The sequence below is a fragment of the Nocardioides sp. Soil_C_8 genome (genome assembly GCF_057656315.1).
The window spans coordinates 1,688,018-1,713,549 of the sequence record NZ_JBDGKQ010000001.1 but is presented as its reverse complement, the minus strand read 5'-3'; the positions used below and the strand labels follow the sequence as shown (position 1 = coordinate 1,713,549).

At 70.9% G+C, this 25,532-nt stretch carries 16 protein-coding genes; 12 read left to right on the top strand and 4 right to left on the bottom strand.

Going from position 1 to position 25,532, the window contains the following annotated elements:
- Positions 1-2,187, top strand: a complete 2,187-nt coding sequence (locus tag AC3A3L_RS08365) for an acyltransferase family protein (protein ID WP_487639531.1) — start codon at positions 1-3, stop codon at positions 2,185-2,187.
- Positions 2,188-2,193: 6 nt separating this feature from the next.
- On the opposite strand, the gene AC3A3L_RS08360 is transcribed toward AC3A3L_RS08365, so the two are convergent.
- Positions 2,194-2,583, bottom strand: coding sequence for a DUF6069 family protein (locus AC3A3L_RS08360; protein ID WP_487639530.1), 390 nt, complete (start codon positions 2,581-2,583; stop codon positions 2,194-2,196).
- Positions 2,580-3,590, bottom strand: a complete 1,011-nt coding sequence (locus AC3A3L_RS08355; protein WP_487639529.1) for an RNA polymerase subunit sigma-70 — start codon at positions 3,588-3,590, stop codon at positions 2,580-2,582. The genes AC3A3L_RS08360 and AC3A3L_RS08355 overlap by 4 nt, the downstream gene beginning before the upstream one ends.
- A 204-nt stretch (positions 3,591-3,794) precedes the next feature.
- On the opposite strand from AC3A3L_RS08355, the gene AC3A3L_RS08350 reads away from it, so the two are divergent.
- The 3 genes from AC3A3L_RS08350 (at position 3,795) to AC3A3L_RS08340 (ending at position 8,518) form a co-directional block, all read left to right on the top strand.
- Positions 3,795-6,764 (top strand): reprolysin-like metallopeptidase, encoded by a 2,970-nt coding sequence (locus AC3A3L_RS08350; protein WP_487639528.1) that lies wholly within the window; start codon positions 3,795-3,797, stop codon positions 6,762-6,764.
- 123 nt (positions 6,765-6,887) lie between these two features.
- On the top strand, positions 6,888-7,451 hold the full coding sequence (locus AC3A3L_RS08345; RefSeq protein WP_487639527.1) for a hypothetical protein: 564 nt from the start codon (positions 6,888-6,890) through the stop codon (positions 7,449-7,451).
- Between the two features lie 86 nt (positions 7,452-7,537).
- The gene (locus AC3A3L_RS08340) at positions 7,538-8,518 is read left to right on the top strand and encodes a lysylphosphatidylglycerol synthase domain-containing protein (RefSeq protein WP_487639526.1); all 981 of its coding nucleotides are present in this window, start codon (positions 7,538-7,540) and stop codon (positions 8,516-8,518) included.
- A gap of 6 nt (positions 8,519-8,524) precedes the next feature.
- On the opposite strand, the gene AC3A3L_RS08335 is transcribed toward AC3A3L_RS08340, so the two are convergent.
- A complete protein-coding gene (locus AC3A3L_RS08335; protein WP_487639525.1) occupies positions 8,525-9,361 on the bottom strand; it encodes an META domain-containing protein in 837 nt (278 codons plus the stop codon).
- Positions 9,362-9,540: 179 nt separating this feature from the next.
- On the opposite strand from AC3A3L_RS08335, the gene AC3A3L_RS08330 reads away from it, so the two are divergent.
- From AC3A3L_RS08330 to AC3A3L_RS08310, 5 genes are all read left to right on the top strand, one after another.
- Positions 9,541-11,004 carry a basic amino acid/polyamine antiporter gene (locus tag AC3A3L_RS08330; RefSeq protein ID WP_487639524.1) on the top strand — a complete coding sequence of 488 codons (1,464 nt, stop codon included), beginning with the start codon at positions 9,541-9,543 and terminating at the stop codon, positions 11,002-11,004.
- 32 nt (positions 11,005-11,036) lie between these two features.
- Entirely contained in the window at positions 11,037-12,317 is a 1,281-nt protein-coding gene (locus AC3A3L_RS08325) for an arginine deiminase (protein ID WP_487639523.1), read from the top strand.
- A gap of 20 nt (positions 12,318-12,337) precedes the next feature.
- Positions 12,338-13,993, top strand: coding sequence for an alpha/beta hydrolase (locus tag AC3A3L_RS08320; protein ID WP_487639522.1), 1,656 nt, complete (start codon positions 12,338-12,340; stop codon positions 13,991-13,993).
- A 261-nt stretch (positions 13,994-14,254) separates the two neighbouring features.
- The gene (locus AC3A3L_RS08315) at positions 14,255-15,250 is read left to right on the top strand and encodes an Abi family protein (protein WP_487639521.1); all 996 of its coding nucleotides are present in this window, start codon (positions 14,255-14,257) and stop codon (positions 15,248-15,250) included.
- Between the two features lie 61 nt (positions 15,251-15,311).
- The gene (locus tag AC3A3L_RS08310) at positions 15,312-15,896 is read left to right on the top strand and encodes a hypothetical protein (protein ID WP_487639520.1); all 585 of its coding nucleotides are present in this window, start codon (positions 15,312-15,314) and stop codon (positions 15,894-15,896) included.
- A 187-nt stretch (positions 15,897-16,083) separates the two neighbouring features.
- Here AC3A3L_RS08310 and dnaB read toward each other — a convergent pair whose 3' ends face one another.
- Complete coding sequence (gene dnaB / locus AC3A3L_RS08305; protein WP_487639519.1) at positions 16,084-17,487, bottom strand: replicative DNA helicase; 1,404 nt, start codon at positions 17,485-17,487, stop codon at positions 16,084-16,086.
- A 550-nt stretch (positions 17,488-18,037) separates the two neighbouring features.
- On the opposite strand from dnaB, the gene AC3A3L_RS08300 reads away from it, so the two are divergent.
- The 3 genes from AC3A3L_RS08300 (at position 18,038) to AC3A3L_RS08290 (ending at position 25,516) form a co-directional block, all read left to right on the top strand.
- Positions 18,038-19,375 carry an MATE family efflux transporter gene (locus tag AC3A3L_RS08300; protein WP_487639518.1) on the top strand — a complete coding sequence of 446 codons (1,338 nt, stop codon included), beginning with the start codon at positions 18,038-18,040 and terminating at the stop codon, positions 19,373-19,375.
- A 56-nt stretch (positions 19,376-19,431) separates the two neighbouring features.
- Entirely contained in the window at positions 19,432-20,589 is a 1,158-nt protein-coding gene (locus AC3A3L_RS08295) for a hypothetical protein (protein ID WP_487639517.1), read from the top strand.
- 190 nt (positions 20,590-20,779) lie between these two features.
- Positions 20,780-25,516, top strand: a complete 4,737-nt coding sequence (locus tag AC3A3L_RS08290; RefSeq protein ID WP_487639516.1) for a S8 family serine peptidase — start codon at positions 20,780-20,782, stop codon at positions 25,514-25,516.
- Positions 25,517-25,532: the final 16 nt, after the last annotated feature.

Genomic DNA, 25,532 nt, shown 5'->3' with positions numbered 1-25,532 from the left:
GTGACCCCCGCACCTCCCGACCGGGCCGTGAGCACGCAGGCCGTACGCCGCGGCTTCCGCGACGACATCCAGGGCATGCGCGCGCTGGCCGTCCTCGGCATCCTGGTCTTCCACGCCGGCCTCGCCCCCTACCCGGGCGGGTTCGTCACCCTCGACGTCTTCTTCGTGCTCTCCGGCTTCCTCATCACCACGCTCCTGCTGCGGGAGGTGGCGAGGACCGGGACCATCGACCTCGTCGCCTTCTACGTGCGCCGGGCACGCCGGATCCTCCCGGCCGCCACCGTCGCGATCATCGGCACCGTCGTCGCGTCGTGGCTGTGGCTCAACCCGCTCGACGCGCGTGACGCCTCCGTCGACGGCGTGTGGGCGGCGCTCTTCGGCGCCAACATCCGCTTCGCCGTCGAGGAGACCGACTACTTCACCGCGACCGACCCGCCGTCGCCCCTCCAGCACTTCTGGTCGCTGTCGGTGGAGGAGCAGTTCTACCTCGTCATGCCGCTCGCGCTGCTCGTGTCGATCCTCGTGGCCGCGCTCGTGCTGCGGCGCCGTGACGTGAGCGCCCACCGGGCAGGCATCGTCACCGTCCTCGCCCTGGCGACCGCGGTCAGCCTGGCGTGGTCGGTGCACGCGTCGACGGCGTCGCCGGAGAGCGCCTACTTCTCCACCTTCACCCGCGTGTGGGAGTTCGCCGCCGGCGGGCTGCTCGCGGTCTTCGCGCCCCGCCTCGCGCGCGGGCTCGGTCACGCGGCCCGCAACCTCGTCGCCGCCGCCGGCCTCGGCCTGATCGTCCTCGCGATGTTCACCGTGACCCAGTCGTCGCCGTTCCCGGGCTGGCTCGCGCTGCTCCCGGTCCTCGGGACCAGCGCGGTGATCCTCGCGGGCACCGGTCTCGACGACGGACCGCTGCCGTTCGCGCAGCGCGCCCTCGGGGTGCGACCGATGCGGGTCGTCGGGGACGCGTCCTACTCCCTCTACCTGTGGCACTGGCCGGTGCTCGTGGTGGCCGAGCAGCGTGTCGGCCGTGACCTCCGGCCCGTCGAGCTGCTGGTGGCGCTGGCCGTGACCGTGCTGATGACGTGGGCGTCGTACCGGCTCGTGGAGACGCCGTTCCGCACGGTGCGTACGGCGAAGCGCCCCCGCGGCATGCTGCTCTACCCGGCGGCCGTGTCGGTCGCTGTGGCCTGCTGCCTGGTCGCCACGACCGTGATCGACCGCCAGCTCGCAGGCCAGGACGCCCCGATCTCGGCCGACGACTACCAGCGGACCGTCGACGGCTCCCGGATCTCGGACGACCCGTGGGTCGGGCTGGTGCAGGCATCGGTCCGGGCCGCGGTGGCCGGGCGGCGGGTCCCGCGCGACATCCGGCCGGAGCTGCGCGACCTCAAGGACGACCGGGCCGACCTCGGTGACTGCGAGTACATCGGGACGCCGACGGACCTGTGCCCCGCGGGCGACCTCGACGCCGACCGCACGATGGTGGTGCTCGGCAACTCGCACGGGCGGCACTGGATCCCTGCCTTCGACCGGATCGCCGAGCAGGCGGGCTGGCGGACCTACTACCTGGTGAAGTCGCAGTGCACCCCGGCGCGCGTGCAGATGGTGCGCGGCGGCGGACGGGTGAAGCCGTGGCAGGGCTGCCTCGACTTCAACGCGTGGGCGGAGGACCGGATCCGCGACCTCGACCCCGAGCTCGTCGTCGTCTCGACGTCGGGTGCGCCCAACGTCGAGGTGGACGGCGAGGTGGTCCGCAGCACCGACGGTGTCGTGGCGGAGCTGGAGAAGGGCTTCGACCGGCTCTTCGCCGACCTGCTGCCGCTGACCGACCGCCTCGTGCTGCTCGAGGACGTCCCGCGGCGCACGATCTCGCCCGAGCGCTGCCTGGCCGAGAAGGACGCCCACCTCGGCGACTGCCTCAGCGGCACCGCCGAGCGGGCCGACCGGGTCACACAGAGGAGCATCGAGGCCGCCGACCGCGCCGGCGTCGAGGTGGTGCCGACGCGGCAGTGGTTCTGCGACGACGGGCGGTGCCCGGCAGTGGTCGCCGACATGGTGGCGCAGCGCGACGAGGGCCACGTGACGACGACGTACGCCCGCTCGCTGGCCACGCCGCTGGGCCGTGCCCTCGGCCTGCTCCCGCCGGCCGAGGGCGGCACGGGCGGCAAGGGCGACGGGAACGGCGGGCGCTGACCCACGTCAGGCCGGGACGCGAAGGGTCCGGGCCACGGCCGGGATGACGATCACTGCGGCCAGCAGGTGGAGCACGACGAGCGTCACCGCGGTGGCCGCGTCGGCGGCGGCCAGGAAGGGCGGCACCAACGACACCGCCGTCAGCACCACTGTCGTGCGCACCCACCACTGGACGGGGTCGTCGCTCCACCGCGCCAGGGCCGCGGCGACGAGGACACCGAGGACCGAGAGGAGGACGGTGACGAAGGCGATGCCCGACACCGGGATCGCCTGACCGCCGGTCACCTCGAGGTCGACGCCTGCGGCCCTGGCGAGGGCGGCGACGACGGCGTTGAGCGCCGCGGCCGCTACCGCGGCACCGAGCCCGACGACGGCGACCCGCCGGCCGCGGCTCATCGGTCGCCTCCCTCGGCCGGCAGGCGTTCGGGGAGTCCGAGCGAGTCGAACCGCTCCGCGCCGAAGATGGTGACCTCGGTGACCGTGCCGCCGGAGACGCGCAGCACGTCGATCGTGAGCGGGAGGTGCGCCGCCTGCTGCTCGTCCCAGAGGTAGTAGGCGACGGCGGGCTGCCGGTTCACCGCCGTCGGGACCGCTCGCAGGCCGCTCATCTCCGGGTACCCGTTGGCGGTCCAGTCCGCGACGACTTCGTCGCGGCCGACGAGCAGCCCCTCCCACGGCGGCATCGAGTAGCGGACATCGTGGCGCAGCATGGTGGCCACGGTGTCGATGTCGGCGGCCACGCTGGCGTCGGTGAAGCGGCGCACGAGCTCGCGGTTCCCGACGTCGGCCTCGTCGCCGGTCCACTCCTGCCGTTCGCTGGGCAGGTGCTCGCGCATCCCCGCGCGGGCCCGTTGGAGCGCGCTGTTGACGGAGTTCACCGAGTCGCCGAGCAGGGCGGCGACCTCCTTGGCCGGCCAGCCCATCACGTCGCGCAGGATGAGCGCGGCGCGCGGGCGCGGCGCGAGGTGCTGCACCGCGACGACGTACGCCAGCTCGATGGTCTCGCGCGCGAGCGCCCTGCTCTCCGGGCCGTCGTCGCCGTCGGTCGGCAGCTCGTCGAGCAGTCTGTCGGGGTAGGGCTGCAGCCACATCGCCTCACCGCCGCGCGCCGGCTGGGGGCGGCGCCGCTCGAGCAGGTCGAGACAGGTGTTGGTGGCGATGCGGTAGAGCCACGCACGCACCGTCGACCGTCCCTCGTACGTCGCCCGGGCGCGCCATGCCTTGAGGAACGTCTCCTGCACCGCGTCCTCGGCGTCCTGGAACGAGCCCAGCATCCGGTAGCAGTGGACGTGCAGCTCGCGGCGGTGACGCTCGGCCAGGTCGGCGAACGCGCCCTCGTCCATGTCCTCGAGCGTGCCCATGACGCCCTCCCCCGTCCGTTCCGTGACCGTCTCGATGCTCATCGTTCATCCTTCCGTCCGTCGTGTCCTGTCACCGGGTGTGACGGAGGTAGCCGCGCGAACTCATCACTTGGACTGAAATTTCCGTCACAACCGGAGAACCGCCAGCGGCAGGGGGTGGTGTCCACCCCCGTGAGGGTGCAGCCACCCCTCCCCCGGACGGCCTACTCTCAAGCCCCCGTCCCGCCGTGAGATCCGAGGATCTGCATGCCACGTCCGCTGCGTTACCTGTCCCTGTTCATCTCCGCCGTCATCGCCCTCGCGGGCCTGCAGGCCCTGGCCCTCTCCGGCAGCGCCGCCCCACCCGACGACGGCTACTGGTCGGCGACCGACCAGCGACCTGGCGGCGACCGGGGCGGCGCCACCAGGCGCGTCGAGCCGAAGCGGTACGCCGCCTTCACCCTCGACCGCGCCGGCCTCCGCACCGCGCTCGACCGCGCGCCCGCCGAGGACGCCGCCCGCGCCGACGGCGTGGGTGCCGTCGTCACCGTCCCGGCCCCCAACGGCGAGCTCGTCGACTTCCGGGTCCAGCAGGTCGCCGTGATGGAGGACGGCCTCGCTGCCCGCCACCCCGAGCTGACCACCTACGCCGGTCGCGCAGTCGGCGACCCGACCGCCACCATCCGCCTCGACCTCACGCCGATGGGGTTCCACGCCTCCGTGCGCGGCGACGGCAACCGGGCCGCCTGGTACGTCGACCCGGCCTGGAACGGTGACGACAGCCTCTACCTCTCCTACCGCCACGGCGACCTGCCGCGCAGCGACCGCGGCCTGGTCGAGCCGGAGCTGGACCACGACACGGTCAAGAAGCTCGGCACCAGCCTGGCCGAGGACCCCGGCACCGAGGTCTCGCTGCGGACCTACCGCCTGGCGCTGCTCACCGACCCGTCCTACGCCACCTACTTCGGCACCGAGAACGTCCTCGCCGAGAAGGTCACCCTGATGAACCGGGTGAACCAGATCTACAACGACGACCTCGCGGTCCGGATGCTGCTCATCGACGAGACCGACAAGCTCAACCTCGACACGGACGCCAAGGCGACCGGGGCCGACGGCCCCTGCGGCTCCGCGCCGTGCTTCCCGCCCGCCACGCTCGCCGGCGGCTGCACCGGCGGGCTGCTCAACCGCAACCGGATCGCGCTCGGCCAGCTGGTCGGTGCCTCGAGCTACGACGTCGGCCACATCGCGCTCGGCGTCAACGGCGGCGGCGTCGCCGGCCTCGGCGTGATCGGTGGCGACGGCAAGGCCCGCGGCTGCACCGGCCTGCCTGCTCCCGAGGGCGACTACTTCGCGGTCGACTACGTCGCGCACGAGATCGGCCACCAGTTCGGCGGACCGCACACGTTCAACGGCACCGAGCTCAACTGCTCCGGCAACCGCGGCGGCTCGCCGTACGAGCCGGGCTCGGGCAGCTCGATCATGGCCTACGCCGGCATCTGCCAGCAGGACAACCTCCAGCCGCACAGCGACCCGTACTTCTCGCAGCGGAGCATCACCGACATCAGCAACACCGTCACCGCCACCCGGGCGCCGATCAACGACATCCAGACGGTGTCGCTGCGTGGCTTCGACACCGACGGTGAGTCGTTCACGCTGAGCCTCGACGGCACCGAGACCGCGCCGATCGTGCGCGGCACGAACTACACCGTCGCCGGAATCGACGCCGCGATCGAGGCCGTCACCGGAGTCGGCACCGTCGACATCCGCAACTTCGGCAGCACGAGCACCACGGTGATCGACGACACCGGCTTCGAGGTCCGCTTCACCGGTGCGCCGTACGCCGGCACCGACGTCGCCGCCCTCGGCTTCGCGCCGGTCTCGGGTGACGTCACCGGCTTCGTCGGCGAGACCGCCCAGGGTGGTCCGCAGCGCAACGGAGGCTTCACCGTCACGCCCACCGGCAACCACGCCCCCGTGGTGACGGCTCCGGAGACGAAGACGATCCCGATCCGGACGCCGTTCGCCCTGACCGGCGAGGCCACCGACCCCGACGGCGACCCGCTCGTGCACATCTGGGAGCAGAACGACCGCGGCGGCGCCGCCGGCACGGCACTCGGCAACCAGACGAAGATCGACGGCCCGCTCTTCCGGATCTTCGGGGTGCACGCCCCGGTGACCCCGGCCGGCGCGCTGCAGATCAACTCGCCTGGCGAGAACCTCGCCACGTCCAGCCCGACCCGGGTGTTCCCGGACATGGCGCAGATCCTGGCCAACAACACCAACGCGATCGACGGCACCTGCCCGGCGATGCCGCCGAAGCCCACCACCCCCGGCACCCCGGTCCCGCTGCCCGCAGTGCCCGTCACCGAGTGCTTCGCCGAGTGGCTGCCGACCGCCGACTACGTCGGATCGGCCGCGAACCCGGCCGTCGGGTGGGCCGGCAACACCGAGCCCTCCCTCAACTTCCGGTTCACCGCGCGTGACCTAGCGCCCGAGGGCGGCGGCTACTCCTACGGCGACGTCAAGCTGCTGCTCGACAAGACCAGCGGTCCGTTCCGCGTGACGTCGAAGGCCGCCACCACGGCCGCGGCGGTGGGCGGTCGCACGGAGACGATCTACTGGACGAACAACACGAGCGCGCTCTCGCCCAACGTGAAGATCAGCCTGTCGATGGACGGCGGCCAGACCTTCCCGACGGTGCTCGCCGAGAGCACGCCCAACGACGGCAACGCGCAGGTCACCTGGCCCGACGTCGCCACCACCAAGGCGCGGATCAAGGTCGAGGCGGTCGAGAACTACTTCTTCGACGTGAACGACGCCGACATCACGATCCTGTCCGACAACGACGGAAGCACCCCCGGCCCCACCCCGACCACCCCGACCACCCCGCCGACCACGCCGACGCCGACCACCCCGCCGGCCGACAAGGTCGTGCCGCGGATCTCGACCAAGATGGTCAAGCCGGTCGAGGTCAGGACCCGCGTCAGGCTGCGGGTCACCGTGCGGGCCAAGGACGTCGTACCGTCCGGCAAGGTCAAGGTCGTCGTGAAGGGCGCCGGGAAGTCGAGGTCCTGGACCAGGACGCTCAGCGTCCGGGGGCGGACCAGCGTGCTGCTGCCGCGCTACGCCCGCACCGGCAAGGCCAAGGTCGTCGTCCGCTACCGCGGTGACGACAAGGTCGAGGCCCACAAGAAGAAGGTGACGTTCGCGGTGGTCGACCGCGGCCGCACCCGCTGACGCAGCACAGCTCGAGCGAGGGGCCGTCGGTGGCGACACCGGCGGCCCCTCGTGCATCGCAGCGGCGTCATGTCGCCCGGTCCGGGTGATCCTCGTGACGCTCCCGGCCGCGACGATCGCCCGATGGAAGCACTGGTGCTGGTCGTCGTGGGTGTGCTGCTGGCGGTCGGAGGGATCTGGTCGGTCCGCCTGGTGCTGGTCTGCGCGGGCGCCGGGGCCGCGTGGCTGGTGGCCGACGCCTTCGGGGCGAGCCTGGGCACAGCGGCGCTGATCGCGGCCGCCAGCGGCCTGCTCGCCCTGCTCGTCGGGGTGCTCGCGTCGCGCGTGCTCTTCTTCGTCGTGGGGCTCGTGGTGGGCGCGGTCGTCGGAGCACGTCTCTTCACCATCCTCGACACCGGTGACGCCAGCGTCCTGCTGGCGGTCGTCTTCGTGCCCGCCGTCGCCGTCGTCGGGGGGGTTGCCCTCGAGCGCTGGCGCGAGCGGTTGGTCGGGTGGGTCACCGCCATCGGCGGCTCCGCCCTCGTCCTCGCCGGCCTGGGTCGCGCCGACATCGGGGTACAGGTCCTCGGCGATCCAGGGGACTCCGGCGAGCAGGCGATCGCCATCGGTGCCTGGGTCGTGCTCACGGTCCTGGCCCGCGTCGTCCAGAGAAGGGTCGGCGGGTCACGCCGCGGCGGGTCGTCGTGACGGCGGACGGGTCCACGACCGGCGGCCCACCTGACGAGGAACGCGCCACCACGGCCGAGCGCCAGCGTCCACCATGGCTCCGACCGGTGGTCATCCTGCTCATCGTCCTGGTGTGCGGGTGGCTGGCCACGACGTTCCTGGGTGCCATCGACTGGCCATCGGTCGCGGATGCGCTCGCACGGCTGACCGCGTGGCAGGTGGTGGTGCTGCTGGTGGTGCTGCTCGTCCGCCAGACGCTCAACGCGCTCCCGCTCGCGTTGTTCATCCGCGGACTCAGCGCGCCGCGCGCGTTGCTCAACGACCTCGTGGCGTCCCTGACGGCGGTCGTCGCCCCACCACCGGGAGACCTGGTCGCACGCGTGGCGATGTTCCGCGCCTGGGGCATCGACCCCGTACGCGGCCTCGCCGGGGCCACGATGAACATGGTCGCCTTCTACGTCAACCGGTTCGCGGCCCCGCTCATCGGCCTCACGGTCCTCGCGGTCCTGGGCAGCGGCACGCCACCGGTGGCCGGTGCCGTCGTCAGCGTCGCCATCGCGGTGGCGCTGACCGTCGTCGTCTCCCTCGCCGTCCGGCGGGAGCAGTACGCCGCCCGACTCGGGAGACGGGCCGCGACCATCGTGCGGCGGGTGCGCTCCTCGGTGGACCCCGATGCATGGGTCCGTTCGTCGACCGGGTTCCAGCAGCACATCGTCACCGACTACCCCCGTGCGTTCCCGCGGTCGCTGCTCGCGCTGAGCGCGATGGTGCTCACCGATGCGTGCATCCTCCTGCTGGCCATCCGGTTCGTGGGCGTCCCCGCGGGGGCGGTGCCGGCGTACGAGGTGATCGGCATCTTCTTCCTGGCCTACCCCCTGACCTTGCCGCCGATGATGGGCCTCGGCATCTACGACGTCGTCCTGCTCGGTGTACTCATGGAGGTCGGTGGCGCCGCACTGGAGCCCGAGCTGGTGGCAGCTCTCACGGTGTGGCGAGCGGTGACGATCCTCGGCCCGGTCCTGCTCGGTGGGGTCGTCGTCCTCGCGCTCCGACGACGGTTGGGCGAGGCGCCCGGGGGCACCGCATGACCGGGGTCAGCGGACCTCGAAGACGAGCCCCTCGCCGCCCTGGGTGACGACCAGCAGGTGGTCGTGGAGCTCGGCGTTGTCACTCGGGCCGTCGAGCAGCGCCAGCACGGCGCGCTCGGTCTTCCCTGCCGGGCCGGTGCAGCGCCCGCCCTGGACCGTGGCGTTGGAGAAGACCAGGGTCGTCCCGTCGACCTGCACGGTGACGCGACCGCTCCGGCAGCCGGTGAAGAGGCGGGACAGTCCGTCCGCGCCGACGTCGAGCCGCGGGCGGCGGGTGTCGACCGGCAGGCGGGAGACCTCGCCGTCGGACACGGTGCCGATGGCGGTCCAGGTGCGCCCGAGCAGGGTCGACAGGTCGTCGGGGGCGTCCGTCTCGAGCTCGATCGTGACCCCACCTGCCTGCAGCGTCAGCGCGTCGCCCTCGCCGGTGGCGTCCACGCCGGCCCCGAAGAAGTCGCCGATCCAACGGTCCTGCTCGACCAGGTCCGGGTCGCACATCATCATCGTGGCGGCCGGTTCGGACGTCCACGCGATGGTCGTGCCGTCGACCTCGTACGGCCCGAACATGGTGTTGCACCCGGCGTTGACCGACATGGTCCCGCCCTCGAACCCGACCTCGACGGTCGTCCCCTCCACCAGCTCGGCCCCCTCGACGGAGGTCGAGGCGTACGACGTCCCGTCCAGCGAGGCGGCGTCGACCGTCGCGGCAGCCGTGGGCGTCGACGTGGACGGGGAGTCGGACGGGTCGTCGGAGCCGTCGTCGGACCCACACGCCGTCAGCACGCCGGCGAGGAGCAACGTCGCACCCCCGCACGCGACCGATCGCCAGCCCTGGTTGAGCACGTCCCCCGGTTCCTCTCCCTCGCCACGCCTGCTTCGCCGCCGAGTCTGCGCACACCCGCCATGATGTGGCCTCCCCCGCCGCGGGGGACCCGCTCACGGCCGCGGCGCCGCAGGATCGGCTCCATGCGCGACTCGGCGAACACACCCGTCCGACCGGCCGCCACCGTCCGGGGGACGTCATGACCGCGCCCGGGACCGAGGCCGTCCCGGCCGAGAGCAGCCCCGTCCAGAAGATGACGCTGCCGACCCTGACCGCGATGGTCATCGGCGGCATGGTCGGGGCCGGCGTGTTCTCCCTCCCCGCACGGTTCGGCGTCGCCACCGGGATCCTGGGTTCGCTGATCGCGTGGGCGATCGCCGGCACCGGCATGCTGATGCTGGCCTTCGTCTTCCAGAACCTCGCCCTCCGCAAGCCCGACCTCGACTCCGGTGTCTTCATCTACGCCAAGGCCGGCTTCGGCGACTACGCCGGCTTCAACTCCGCCATCGGCTTCTGGGCGAGCACCGTTGCGGGCAACGCGTTCTACTGGGTCTTCATCACCGCGACGCTGGGGGCCTTCTTCGACAGCTTCGGCGACGGCGACACGGTGCTGGCGCTCGTCCTGTCGACAGCGGGCGTCTGGTTCTTCCACGTCCTCATCGCGCGCGGGGTGCGGGACGCGGCGGTGATCAACCGCATCGTGACGATCTTCAAGATCATCCCCATCCTGGTCTTCATCGTGGTCCTGCTGGTGAACCTCGACGCCGGCGTCTTCGCCGACAACTGGACCGCCTACGGCTACGGCGACCTCGGCTCGCTGGACGAGCAGGTGCGCAACACGATGATCATCACGACCTTCGTGTTCATCGGGATCGAGGGGGCCAGCGTCTACTCGCGCTACGCCCAGAAGCGCGAGGACGTCGGCCGGGCCACGGTCATGGGCTTCCTCAGCGTGCTGTCGATCTTCTCGCTCGTCACGCTCTCGAGCTACGCCGTCCTGCCGCAGCCCGAGATCGCCGACACGCGGCAGCCGTCGATGGTCGGCCTCTTCCAGTCCGTCGTCGGTGACTGGGGCGAGGTCTTCATCAGCGTCGCGGTGATCGTCTCCGTCCTCGGCGCCTACCTCGCCTGGACGTTGATGGCGGCCGAGGTGATGTACATCCCGGCGCGGCAGGACGACTTCCCCGCGTTCCTCGGACGCGAGAACGAGGTCGGGACGCCGATCACGGCCCTCGTCGTCACCTCGATCGCCGTCCAGTCGGTGCTGCTGCTGACGCTGGTGGTGACGGACGCGCTGAACTTCCTCCTCGACCTGTCCACGAGCCTGGCGCTGCTGCCGTACTTCCTGGCAGCGGCGTACTCCCTCAAGCTCGCCCTCACCGGCGAGTCGTACGAGGGAGAGGAACCCCGCATCAAGCGCCGGGAGGGGGTCGTCGCGGGAGCGGCCACGGTCTACACGCTCTTCCTCTTCGACGCCGCCGGCCTCGAGTTTCTGCTCCTCTCCGCGGTGCTGCTGGCACCGGCGTCGCTCCTGTACGTCAAGGCGCGCAGCGAGCGCGGCCGGCGGATCTTCTCCCCGGCCGAGATCGGGCTCTTCGTCATCATCCTGGCCGCCGGCGCGGTCGGCGTCGCCGGCCTCTGGACCGGCCGGATCACCCTCTGAACGCTCCCCGCCACTACGGAAGGAACCGCGCAATGACCACAGCACAGACGTCCGGCACGGGCGGCACCGGAGCCGCCGTCGAGCACGGCGTGCACTCGGAGGTCGGCCGGCTGCGCAAGGTCCTCGTGTGCTCGCCCGGCCTCGCGCACCGCCGGCTCACGCCGACCAACTCCGACTCGCTGCTGTTCGACGACGTGATGTGGGTCGACAACGCCGAGAAGGACCATGCGGACTTCGTGACGGCGCTCGAGGAGCGCGGGGTGGAGGTGGTCGAGCTCCACGACCTCCTCGCGCAGACGATGGCGGTGCCGGGCGCGAGGGAGTGGCTCCTCGAGCGGAAGATCACCGCCAACCAGGTGGGGCACGGCCTCGTCGACGAGACGCGCGCCTACCTGTCGAGCCTGGAGGAGGCCAGGCTCGCCGAGCTGCTGATCGGCGGCCTGGCGACCAGCGACCTGCCCGACGACTTCCGGTCGGGCTTCGTGGCCCTGGCCCGCGAGTCCACCGGCGCGCGGGAGTACCTGATGCAGCCGCTGCCGAACACGCTCTACACCCGTGACACCACGTGCTGGCTCTACGGCGGGCTCACCATGAACCCGCTGTACTGGCCGGCACGCCACGACGAGACGCTGCTCTACAAGGCGATCTACGAGTTCCACCCCGACTTCGCCGGGTCGACCGTGTGGTGGGGCGACCCCGAGCTCGACTGGGGCCTGGCCACCATCGAGGGCGGCGACGTGATGCCGATCGGCAACGCCACCGTCCTGGTCGGGATGAGCGAGCGGACCTCGCGCCAGGCCATCAGCCAGGTCGCGAAGGCGCTGTTCGAGCAGGGAGCCGCCGAGCGGGTGGTCGTCGCCGGCATGCCGAAGCTGCGCGCGGCGATGCACCTCGACACGGTGTTCACCTTCGCCGACCGCGACGTCGTCACCTACTTCCCGGGGATCGTGGACGGCATCCACTCCTTCTCCCTGCGCCCCGGCGACAACGCGCACGGGATCGAGGTCACCGACGAGGGCGACCGGGCGTTCGTCGACGTCGTGGCCGAGTCCCTCGGCCTCTCCGAGCTCCGGGCGCTGGAGACAGGTGGTGACGTGTACGCGTCCGAGCGCCAGCAGTGGGACAGCGGCAACAACGCCGTCGCGGTGGAGCCGGGCGTCGTGTTCACCTACGATCGCAACACCTACACCAACGCGCTGCTGCGCGACGCCGGCGTCGAGGTGATCCCGATCGTCGGCGCCGAGCTCGGCCGGGGCCGCGGTGGCGGGCACTGCATGACCTGCCCCATCGCCCGCGACCCGGTCGACTACTGACCCCCGGAGAGGCGGGCGCGGTGCCCGGATGGCTCGTGCGACTGCTGGAGCTCATCCGTCGCTCGCACCTGCTCCCGGCCGGGGTCGCGTTCGCGATCGGCTTCGCCTGCCTCTCGCTGACCCCGTCGCTGCTGCCGCGGTCGCCACTGGCCCAGGGAGCCGTCACCGGCGTCGCTGCGGCCTCGGGCTACGGCTTCGGCGTCTTCGTGGCCTGGTGCTGGCGGGGACTCCGCGACCGACCACGCGAGCCGTGGCCGGACGTGGCCCGGTCGGTCCTCCTCGTCGGTGGGGTCGCGGCCCTGGCCACCAGCCTCGCGGTCGGTGTCCGGTGGCAGGGCGAGGCCCACGAGCTGGCCGGGACGGAGGCGACGCCCGTCGCGTTCGTGCTCCTCGTCCCACCGGTGACGCTGGTCGTGCTCGCGCTCCTCCTCGCCCTGGCGCGTGGCGCCCGATCCGCCACCCGACGGGTGACCCGGCTGCTGGAGCGGCACCTCAAGCCCTCGGTCGCGCGGGTCCTGGGAGTCGTGTCCGTGGTGTTCGTGGCGTGGGCGCTGCTCAGCGGCGTGGCCGCCGACGCGGGGCTGCGCGCGCTCGACTCGTCCTTCGCCCTCGGCGACCTCGAGACACCGGACGACGTCCGGCGGCCGTCGACGCCGCTCCGCTCGGGCAGCGGCGAGTCGCTGGTCGACTGGGACGGCATGGGCGTGGAGGGGCGGACCTTCGTGGGCCGGGGTCCGACGGCCGAGCAGATCACGGAGCTGACGGACCGTCCGGCGATCGACCCGATCCGCGTCTTCACGGGGCTCGCCAACGCTGACGGCACGGAGCAGCAGGCTGCGCTCGCGGTGGCCGACCTCGAGCGGGCCGGTGGCTTCGAGCGGCAGCACCTCCTGGTCGTCACCACCACCGGGACGGGCTGGGTCGAGCCGAGCGCCGCGAGCGGCTTCGAGTACGTCACCGGTGGGGACTCCGCGATCGTCGGCATGCAGTACTCCCACCTGCCCTCCTGGCTGTCCTTCGTCGTCGACTCCGCACGCGCCCGCGACGCCGGCAGGGCGCTGTTCGACGCGGTCTACGCGCGCTGGTCCACGCTCCCGTTCGACGAGCGTCCGGAGCTCTACGTCTTCGGCGAGAGCCTCGGGTCGTTCGGTGCCGAGGCGGCCTTCAGCGGCGAGTTCGACCTGGACAACCGGACGTCGGGGGCGCTCCTGGTGGGACCTCCCAACTTCAACCCGCTCTACCGCAGCTTCATCGAGGACCGCGACCCCGGCTCACGCGAGGTCGAACCGGTCTACCGCGAGGGACGGATCATCCGCTTCACGACGAAGGCCGAGCGACCCCCGCCGGAGGGCGAGCCGTGGCAGAACAGCCGGGTGCTCTACCTCCAGCACGCCTCCGACCCGGTGACCTGGTGGAGCCCGGACCTGCTGCTCACCCGGCCCGACTGGCTCGAGGAGACCCACGGCGACGACGTGCCCGGCGCCATGCGGTGGATGCCGTACATCACCTTCCTGCAGGTGTCGGCGGACCTCGCCGCCGCCTTCTCCACGCAGCCGGCCCACGGGCACAACTTCTCGGGCGAGCACGCCGCCGGCTGGGTCAACGTCCTCCAGCCGGAGGGCTGGACGCCCGACATCACCGAGCGGCTTCGGCAGGAGCTCGCGCGCTACCCGTGACCAGGAAGTCGGGAGGCCGGGAGCAGGTCGCGAGCAGGCCGTCGGATGGGCCTCGCCGGACGCAAGGCTCCGCGGAGTGCCCTCCGCTCCGAAGGCGGACCTGGGTGCGGCCTTCCCGCCGAGACGGTTTGCGTCACACGCTTCGTCGGTTTCTGGAAACTGTCGGAAGGTTCCTCTATGGTTTCCCCATAAACACCGACCCCGCTGTTGGCCCTGGCTGCCATCAAGGGTCGGTTTTCATGTCCGGGCCGGAGACTCCACGTGTACACGAAGCCTCACCTTTCCTATGACGACCAAGCCCAACTGCTCGTCAATCGAGGTCTCAACGACCTTGACCACGATGAGGTCGTTGCCCTCCTGAAGTCTGTCGGGTACTACCGGCTCTCGGCCTACGTGTATCCGTTCCGTGTTCTGCTGCCTGTCGACAAGCGTCAGGTCGACAGCCCCGCGCACTACCGCTCCGGCGAGATACGGACGGGAACGAAGCTGGCTGAGGTCGAGGCTCTGTGGCGATTCGACCGCAAGCTGCGGCTGATCGTCCTCGACGCTTTGGAGACAGTCGAGATTGGTCTGCGAACGAAGGTCGCGCACGTGCTCGGAGCACGAGACACCTTCGGGCATGTCACCCGCGCGTCGCTCGACGAACAGGCGTGCTCCGCGGCCATCGGAGTGGGCAAAGGCGGGGCACTTGACGCCTACGACGACTGGGTCAACCGGTACGCGAGCCTTCAGGACCGCGCCAAGTCCGAGGACTTCGTCCGCCACAACCTGTACAAGTACGGTGACCCGCTGCCCGTTTGGGTGGCCGTCGAGATCCTCGACCTCGGCGCCCTCGTCCGACTCTTCTCACTCCTGGACAAGCGGGATCAGAACGCAATCGCCAAGGAGGTCGGCGTCTCGGGGGGTCCGCTGCTGCACGCGTGGCTGCGACAGATCAACTACCTGCGCAACTTGTGCGCTCACCATTCGCGGTTGTGGAACCGCACGCTCACTCTGCAAGCGAAGAAGTTCAACCCTAGACAAGCAGGCCCCGACCTGACCCACGTCGCCGCGAGCGAGGCACGCGACAAGGTCTACGTCGTACTCGCGATCCTCGCTTACCTCGTCAAGAGCCTCGATCCGAAGGCGAACTGGCCGCTGACCCTGCGCACGCACCTCAAGAAATTCCCGAAGTTGACGGGCATCAGCGTTTACCAAGACATGGGCTTCCCAGCCGGTTGGGACGACGAACCGCTCTGGACGAGGGCCTCACAGTGAGGCTCCAGCACGACCAACGAGGACCCGCCTCGTGAATCTCGTGGGTCGTCAGCGCGCGGCGGTGGCGTTCCTCGAGCTGCTTACCCGAGCGTGTGAACAGGTCGGCAGTCCGTGGTTCCTCTTGCCCGTCGATAACGAGGCGGGCGAGACGACTGCCTACCGTGAACGTGTCTACTGCTATGAGCTCTACCACCAACTGCGTGTCCTGAGCGACCAAGGCGAACGGGCGGGCGCACCCGAGTACACCGTCTCGGGAGAGATTGACAAGGCTGGACTCCACCCGGCGCTGGGCAGACGCAAACCCGATCTCGTCTGGCACGTGCCGGGAACGGACCTCAATGCGGCCGTCGTCGAGGTCAAGGTCGCCCGCCTGGTCGGGACCACGAGACACAAGACCCCGAGCCGAGAGGGGATCAGGGGTGACCTGCAGACCCTGTCCGAGTTCTTGAACGCGCCGCAGGGCAAGCACTACGCCATCGGAGTGCTTCTGTACTACGGCGACTCCGACCCGGAGTGGCTAGTCAACGAGGTGCGCTGTGAAGCCTTCAGCACCGCCGGTCTCGCCGGCTTGGAGCGCATGCACATCTGCCTGCACGCGGGCGCGGGGCAGAAGCCGAGATGGCTCGGCACTGTCGGCGAGTCCTGAGTACCCACCGCGACCACTCGGACGCAAGCCACGAGCTGGGAACCCCGAGACAAACGAGGCGACCCGGGGCCGCTGATCGCTTCGCGGTCCAAGCCAGAGTCACACGCGGCGCTGCATAGCTCCGAGAGTCCTTGAAGTTCCGGCAGTCCGTCTCCTTCTCCGGTTCCTCCTCGACGCGAGCAGGCGATCAGCCCTGGGCCATGTCCACGAAGCGGGAGTAGTGGCCCTGGAAGGCGACGGTGAGGTCGCGGGTGGGGCCGTTGCGGTGCTTGGCGACGATCAGGTCGGCCTCGCCGGGGCGCGTCGACTCCTTCTCGTAGACGTCGTCGCGGTGGAGCAGGATCACCATGTCGGCGTCCTGCTCGAGCGAGCCGGACTCACGCAGGTCGCTCATCATCGGGCGCTTGTCGCCGCGCTGCTCGGGACCACGGTTGAGCTGGGAGAGCGCGATGATCGGGCACTCGAGCTCCTTGGCGAGGAGCTTGATGTTGCGGGAGAACTCCGAGACCTCGAGCTGGCGGGACTCGACCTTCTTGCCCGAGCTCATCAGCTGCATGTAGTCGATGACGATGAGCTTGAGGTCGTGGCGCTGCTTGAGCCGCCGGGCCTTGGCGCGGATCTCCATCATCGTCATGTTGGGGCTGTCGTCGATGAACATCGGCGCGCCCGAGACCTGACCCATCTTGCGGGCGAGCTTCTCCCAGTCGTCGTCGCGCATCGTGCCGTTGCGGATGTGGTTGAGCGGCACCTTCGCCTCCGCGGAGAGCAGACGCATCATGATCTCCGAGCGCGTCATCTCGAGGCTGAAGAAGACGCTGGTGAGGTTGTTGTGGATCGACGCCGCACGACAGAAGTCGAGGGCGAGCGTCGACTTTCCCATGGCGGGACGCGCCGCGACGATGATCATCTGGCCGGAGTGGAGACCGTTGGTGAGGTCGTCGAGGTCGGCGAAGCCGGTCGGCACGCCGTAGAGCCCGGCCTCACGGTTGCCGATGGCCTCGATCTCGTCGAGGACGCCGCTCATGATGTCGCTCAGCGGGGCGTAGTCGACGGCCGCGCGCCGGTCGGTGACCTTGTAGACCTCGGCCTGCGCGTTGTCGACGACGTCGTCGATCTCGCCCTCACCGGCATAGCCGAGGGCCGCGATGCGGGTGCCGGCCTCCACCAGGCGGCGCAGGATCGCCTTGTCGCGCACGATCTCGGCGTAGTAGCCGGCGTTGGCCGCGATCGGGACGTTGGCGGAGAGGGTGTGGAGGTAGGGGGCGCCACCGATGCGCACCAGCTCGCCGCGCTTCTGCAGCTCAGCGGCCACCGTGATCGGGTCGGCCGGCTCGCCGCGGCCGTAGAGGTCGATGATCGCGTCGTGGATGACCTCGTGGGCCGGGCGGTAGTAGTCGACGCCCTTGATGACGTCGACGACGTCGGCGATCGCGTCCTTCGACAGCAGCATCGAGCCGAGCACGCTCTGCTCGGCCGCGTTGTCCTGCGGGGGCGTCCGGTCACCCGGGGAGCGCGGGGACTCGCCGGGCTCGTAGGCCGCCGGTCCGTCGCCCCAGGCCTCGTCGGTGTCCCCCTCGAAGGTGACGCTCACCGCTGCTGTCCTCCATCTCGCTCGGGTCCACTGACCACGACGTTAGGGACGACCACCGACATCACGCCGACATCGAGCCGACATCGCTGCCGGCTCCGCTCGCACCCGAGTCCACCAGCTGTTCCGATCACTGGTTCGCGCAGGACCGTACGTGCTCGCGGCGCCTCGTGGGAAGTCGACGACGGCGAGTTTTCCACAGGCACTGTGGACAAGTTGGGCACACACGTGGACGACACGCGGGTGCAGGTGCACACACCGTGGAAGACCCTGTGGAACCAGCCGGGGGTTCAAGCCGCTCCACGCGTCTGACCTGCGAAAACGCGTCCCACACCCTGTGGACGGAAAATTCTCGGCCTCGCGGCGCGTTCACCTGTCCGCCATCTGGCGGATGCCCGTTGCTCGGTCACGCCCGGTGCCTCGACGAGCGTTGGACGCGCGTCATCCACACGGCCATGCACAGGTAGTCCCAACGGGCTATGTACGTCGGTGCACACCCGTCGCTATGTCGCCCGGCAATCGACGAAGTCTGCGGGGTTCCTAGGGTGAACCTGTGACGGCCACCCACCGGGAGACAGACCGCGAGATCCTGCGCCTGGCCGTCCCGGCCTTCCTCGCCCTCGTCGCCGAACCGCTCTTCCTGCTCTCCGACGCCGCGATCGTCGGCCACCTCGGCACCCCCGAGCTCGCCGGCCTCGGCGTCGCCGCCGTCGTGCTCCAGACCGTGGTCGGGCTGTGCGTGTTCCTCGCCTACGGCACCACCGCCAGCGTCGCCCGCCACCTCGGCGCGGGGGACCTCCGGGCCGCCCTCGCCCAAGGCGTCGACGGGGTCTGGCTCGCGGTCATCATCGGCGTGATCGCCACCGTCGGCGGCATCGCACTCACCCCGGCACTGGTCGGCGCGTTCGACACCGGCGCCGAGGTCGCCGGCCACGCCGAGACCTACCTCGGCATCGCGTTCCTCGGCACCACCCCGCTGCTGGTCATGCTGGCCGCGACGGGCGTGCTGCGCGGCCTGCAGGACACGCGTACTCCGCTGCTGGTCGCGGTCGTGGGCAACGGACTCAACATCCTCTTCAACGTCGTCCTCGTCTACGGCCTTGACCTCGGGATCGCCGGGTCCGCCATCGGGTCGGTCCTCGCGCAGGTGATCAGCGCGCTGTGGTTCCTCGTCGTGGTCGTCCGGGCCGCCCGCGAGCACGACGCCCCGCTGAGCCCCGACCGTGCCGGCATCACCGCCGCCGCGCACGCCGCCGTCGCGCTCGTCGTCCGCACCCTGGCCCTGCGGGCCTGCCTGCTCGTCGGGACGTACGCCGTCACCCGCGTGGGCACAGGGGCCACCGACGTCAACGTGGCCACCCACCAGATCGCGATCACGCTCTGGAGCTTCCTCGCCTTCGCCCTCGACGCGATCGCGATCGCCGCCCAGGCCCTCACCGGCCGGGCACTGGGCAGCGGCGACGTCGAGGGAACGCGCCGGCTCACCCGCCGGATGGTCCAGTGGGGCTGGGGCAGCGGCATCGTCGCCGGGCTCGCGCTGGCGGCGGTGTCCCCGTTCATCGGCGCGCTCTTCACCACCGACCCCGCGGTGCGCGACCTGCTCGTGCCGGTGCTGCTCGTCGCCGCGGTCGGACAACCGGTCGCCGGGCTGGTCTTCGTCCTCGACGGGGTGCTCATCGGCGCCGGCGACGGTGCCTACCTCGCGTGGGCCGGCATCGTCGTGCTGGTGGCCTACGCACCCGCCGCGCTCTGGGCGGCGGCCCTCCCCCACGGCCTGGTCGCGGTCTGGGTCGCGATGACCTTCGTCTTCATGGGCGCCCGCGGCGTGCTGCTGTCCTGGCGGGCGCGCAGCGACCGCTGGCTCGTGACCGGAGCCGCGTCCGCTCGTTGACCCCGTGAGGGCGCACGGGAGCGCGCCGGACACGAGGCCCATCTGAGGGAGGAGCCATGCTTCGACACCGCACCGCGGGCCGGCTGGCCGTGCTCGGGCTGCTGGCCGGCGGCCTGGTGCCGCTGGCCGCGGCGCCGGCCGTCGCCACGCCGGGCTGCGTGGACGAGACCACTCCGAGCGTCCTGCAGAACGGCTGCGACGACAGCACACCGCCCGAGACCACGCTGACCGCCTCCACCGCACCCAACGCCGCCGGTCTGGTGACGGTGTCCTCGATGACCTTCACGCTCGGCTGGCAGGTCTCCGACGGGGACCAGGGACCCTTCGGTCTCGAGTGCCGGCTCACGGGTGGACCCCAGGCCCACGACTGGCGCGCCTGCACCAGCCCGGTGACGTACGCCGACCTGCCGGACGCCGCGGCCGGCACCTACGTCCTCCAGGCGCGCGCCGTCGACCTCGGCGACCGGTCCCGGAACCCTGACGTCGCGCCGCTGCTCCCGCCCGCCGTCGCCGACACCCCCGACGAGGACCCCACCCCGGCGACGTTCACGTGGGGACAGGACACCCGCGCGCCGTTCGTCTTCGTCACCGGCACCTCCTACGACGAGATCACCCCCACCCAGCCGGTCGTCACCGCAGCGGGCGTGCCGATCAGGCTCAACAGCAGCGAGACCGGCTCGCGGTTCGAGTGCACCGACAACGACCGGGCGATCCCCTGCACGGGCGGTCGGTGGGAGCTGTCCGACCCCGCCTCCGGTCGACACCGCTTCTCCGCTCGCACCATCGACGCCGCCGGCAACGCCAGCGCCTGGTCCGAGCCGATCGAGTTCTTCGTGCCCCGCAACCTCACCCGCCAGCGCGGGTGGACGAAGGTGACCGGCCGGGGGTACTTCCGCGGCGACGCGATCCGGGCGACCCGCCGCGGGGCGCGCGTCGTGCTCCCCCGCACCACGGTCGGCGAGCTCCGGCTCCTCGCCGGCAGCGGCCGCGGCCACGGCAAGGTGCGGGTGCGCGTCGGCAAGCGCGCCTGGCACGTCGTCGACCTCGCCGGCCGCAGGACGTCGATGCAGCAGCTCGTGGTCATCGACCGCTACTCCGGCATCCGCGCCGGCCGCATCGTCATCGAGACGCTCAGCGCCGAGCCGGTCGTCCTCGACGCCGTCGTCGCGCGCCCCAACCGGTTCCCGGCCGCGAGCCGCAGCGGCCGTCGCTGACCGCCGCCGCACACCCTCCCGCGTTACGAGTCGGTTAACGAAGAAGCTTCGTCAGATCTTTTCGTTGACAGGTGCGACTCCTGTGACTTCAGATACACCTGTTCACTCTCCGGTCGCACGTCGTACGCATTCGCTTTGGGGGCGCGTCGCCATGCCATCGGGGTCACTTCATCTCGAACGGGAGATCCGTGTGATCCGTCGTACCATCGCGGCCGGCGCTGCCACCAGCGTCGCTGCCGCACTACTCGTGCCGTGGGGGACGGCTGCCAACGCAGCCGATCTCGACCCGGGCCAGCTGAAGCCGGCCAAGGCGTCGCCGGCCCAGGCACTCCAGAAGGGCACGGTGCTCGAGCTGGGCACCGGCAGCAAGGCCGAGACCTACATCGTGCAGCTCGAGGCCCCGGCCGTTCCCACGCGCGACCAGGCGCAGGACCGGGGCCTCACGGCCGCGGCCGGCTCCGAGTCCGCCTACCGCAAGGAGCTGAAGGCCGAGCAGGCCGACCTCGTCTCCTCGATCTCCCGGGTGACCGGCGGTGACGCCGAGGTCCTCTACCGCTACACCGAGGCCATCAACGGCGTCGCCGTGCAGCTGACGCGCGCGCAGGCCCAGAAGGTGGCGCGGATCGACGGCGTCGCCGCCGTCCAGGTCGACTTCGAGCGCGAGCTCACCACCGACAAGGGTCCCGAGTGGATCGGTGCGCCGACCGTCTGGGACGGCTCGAACGTCCCCGCCGGCTTCGAGGGCAACAAGGGAGAGGGCGTCATCGTCGGCATCCTGGACTCGGGCCTCAACCCGGAGAACCCGTCGTTCGCGGACGTGGTGCCGGTCGAGGACGGCGGTGACGGCTACGACCACACCAACCCGCTCGGCGCCGGCAAGTACCTCGGCATGTGCGACCCGGCCAACACCGCGCAGTACGTCCCCGACTGGGGCTGCAACGACAAGCTCATCGGCTACTACAACTTCGAGAACCCGGCCACGGGCGGCAACCCCAAGGACGACCCGTACGACGACGACGGCCACGGCAGCCACACCGGCAGCACGACGGCCGGCAACCAGGTCGAGGCGACGGCGTACTCCGCCAAGGGCACCGAGCACGAGTTCTCCGTGACCTCCACCATCAAGGGTGTCGCGCCCCACGCCAACATCATCGGCTACGACGTCTGCGACGGCGGCTGCCAGGGCTACTCGATCCTCGCCTCCATCAACCAGGCGATCCTCGACGGCGTCGACGTCATCAACTACTCGATCGGCTCGAGCGCCGCCTCCAGCCCGTGGACCGATGCCGACGCCGTGGGCTTCCTGAACGCCCGCGCCGCCGGCATCCACGTCGCCACCTCGGCGGGCAACGACGGCCCCGGTGCCGCCACGCTCGGCAGCCCCGGTGACGTGCCGTGGATGACGACGGTCGGTGCCACGACCCACGACCGCAAGTACGTCTCCTCGGTCACCGACATCACCGCGACCGACGCCGCCACCCTGCCCGACATCGCCGGTGCGGGCCTCGCTGGTGCGACCGACGGCGCGTTCCCGGTCGTCTACGCCGGCTCCGCCCCCTACAACAACGCTCAGTGCGGCGCGCCCAGCGACGAGCCGCCGGGCACCGGCACCACGTTCCCAGCCGGAACGACCTTCGAGGGCAAGATCGTCATCTGCGACCGCGGCGGCAACGGCCGGGTCGAGAAGGGTGTCAACGTCGAGGCGCTGGGCGCCGAGGGCATGATCCTCGCCAACGACCAGGCCAGCGGCACCTCGCTCAACGGTGACGCGCACGCCCTCCCGGCCGCGCACATCACCTACGCCGACGGCCAGGCGCTCAAGGCGTTCATCGCCGCCCACCCCGGCACGAAGGCCGCCCTGTCCGGCTCCGTGGCCGACGTCAAGGACGCCAACGGCGACATCATGGCCGCGTTCTCCAGCCGCGGACCGAACCGTGCGGTGTCGTCCATCAGCCCGTCCGTCTCGGCTCCGGGCGTGGACATCCTCGCCGCCGCCGGCACCGACAACAGCGTCGAGTGGCACTTCATCTCCGGCACCTCGATGGCCAGCCCGCACACCGCGGGCGCGCTCGCCCTCCTGAAGGGCATGCAGCTCGACGTCCCGGCGGCCCAGCAGTGGACCCCGGCCGAGGCCCAGTCCGCCCTCATGACGACCGCGGAGCGCGACATCACCGACTCCGACGGCACGGCGGCTGACTGGTTCGACATGGGTTCGGGCCGCATCGAGCTGCGTCGCGCTGCCAAGGCCGGCCTGGTCCTCGACGAGGACCTCGCGGGCTACCAGGCTGCCGACCCGGCCAAGGGTGGCGACGTCCGCAGCCTCAACACGGCCAGCATGGCCGATGACGAGTGCCTGCAGACCTGTGACTGGACGCGCACCTTCACCGGCACCGCCACCGGCGCCGGTACGTGGACCGTCTCGGTCGAGGACATCTCCGACGGCATCACCCTCGACACCGACGTGGACTCGATCTCGCTGACGAACGGCGGCACCGCCGACGTCACCGTCACCGCCACCCTCGACGCCGGCGTTCCGACCGACGAGTGGCTCTTCGGCACCCTGGTGCTGACGCCGCCCGCCGGTTCGCAGGCGCCGGTGGCCCACCTGCCGGTCGGCGTGCTGCCGTCGGCCGGTGTGCTCCCGTCCGCCATCGACATCACGACCCGTCGTGACGCCGGCTCGCAGGTGACCGAGGGCCTCGAGGCCATCGCGATCAGCGACCTCCAGGTCGAGGCCAGCGGACTGGTTCCCGAGGACCGCACCGAGCTGTCGATCGTCGAGGACACCACCAACACCGACCCGTACGACGGCAACGGCACGCACGTCGAGGAGATCGAGGTGCCCGCGGGCGCCACGAGCCTCATCGCCAAGCTGCAGAACCCGACCGCACCCGACTTCGACGTCTACGTCGGCAGGGGCGCGGTGTCCGCGGCCAACGAGGTCGCCATGAGCGCCAGCGCGGGCTCGAACGAGTCGGTCGAGATCGCCAACCCCGAGCCGGGGACCTACTGGGTGCTCGTCCAGAACTGGGAGGCGAGCACCGCGGGTGGTGCCGACACCACCGACCTGGTGACCGCGGTCGTCGCCGGCGACCAGGGCAACCTGCGGGCGGAGGGTCCGGACGGCCCGCTTCCCGCGGCCACCCCGTTCGACCTCCGCACCTTCTGGGACGAGAGCGAGATGGACGCCGGCGAGGTCTGGCACGGCACGCTCACCCTGGGCACCTCGCCGTCCACCAAGGGCGACATCGGCGTGGTCCCGGTGACCGTCGCTCGTGTGGACGACGACGTCACCAAGTCCGCGGACGTGGAGGAGGCGGCTCCCGGTGACACGATCACCTACACCGTCGACGTCGCGCCAAACGTCTCGCAGGAGGACCTGACGTACTCCATCACCGACGCGCTGCCCGAGGGCACCACCTACGTCGACGGCTCGGCCACCAACGGCGCGACCTTCGCCGACGGCGTGGTGTCGTGGAGCGGCGACCTGGAGTCCACCTACGGCGAGGAGGGCAACTACACGCTGACCACCAGCAAGCAGGACCCCTCGTGCCAGACGCCGTTCGGCCCCGGTTACGTCGACCTGCTCGCCGTGAGCGGCGGCGCCATCACGACGGACCCGGAGATCGGGTTCGACGAGGAGACCGGCGACACGGTCACCTACTCGGCGTTCGCCAGCCGCCCGTACGGCTTCTACGGCGAGGCCTACAACGGTCTGCGGTTCAGCGACGACGGGTTCCTGGTCTACGGCTCCGGCTACGCCGGCCAGCCGTGGAACCCGCAGTCGGTGCCCAACGCGCTGGCGCCGAACAACCTCGCCGCCCTGCTGTGGCAGGACATGCAGATCCGGTACGACGAGGAGAGCAACGCCGGCATCTCCCTCGCCACCGCGGGCGCTGACGTCGCGGTCGTCGAGTACGACGACATGCGCCTCTTCGGCGACGACGACGGCGAGGCAGGCTCGCTCGACATGGAGGTCTTCGCCTTCACCGGTAGCAACGACCTCGTGTTCGCCTACGACAACGTCGAGGCGGGCTCCCTCCTCGAGGACGTCACGATCGGCACCGAGAACGCCGACGGCTCGGTCGGTGCGTCCCTCGTCAACGCTGGTGACGCCAGCACGGTGATCGAGGACGGGCTCAACGTCTGCGCGACGTACTCCGAGCCGGAGGCCGAGGGTGCGACCTTCAGCTACCAGGTCACGGTCGACCCGACCGTGGGCGACAAGGCGCTGACGAACAAGGTCGTCCACACGACGGACGACCCCGGCGCCAAGCCGGTGTCGGCGACCCACACCGTGAAGATCAAGGGCTCGGCCGTCAGCACCAACGTTGCGCTGTCGCTCGACCCGACCACGATCGAGACCGGTGGCTCGACCACCGCCTCGGCGCAGGTCTTCAGCACGGGGCCGGTCACTCCGGCCGGCACCGTCGAGTTCTGGGCGGGTGACCGACGCGTCACCAGCGCGCAGCTCGACGCGACGGGCAAGGCCTCGGCCTCGCTCACCGGGTTCGCCACGGCCGGCACCGTGCCGGTCACGGCGAAGTACCTCGGCGACGGCACCAGCGCCGCCGCCACCTCGGCCCCGGTCAACCTCGTGGTGAAGTCGCCCCAGGCGCCTGCTCCCCAGGTGAAGTCGCGGCTCGACGTGGACGCACCGAAGACGATCAAGCAGGGCAAGAAGGCCAAGCTCAAGATCGCCGTGTCCGCTCCGAAGGTGACGCCCACCGGCACGGTGGAGGTCACCGTCAAGGGCGCGATGAAGAAGAAGACCTGGACGGTGACGCTCAACCGGTTCGGCAAGGCGCAGCTCGTGCTGCCGAAGGCCCGGAAGGTCGGCACCATCAAGGTCAAGGTCGAGTACCTCGGCGACGCCGCGGTGCTCGGGTCCAAGGACCGGCTGAAGATCAAGGTCACCAAGAAGTGACCTGCTGATCCTCACC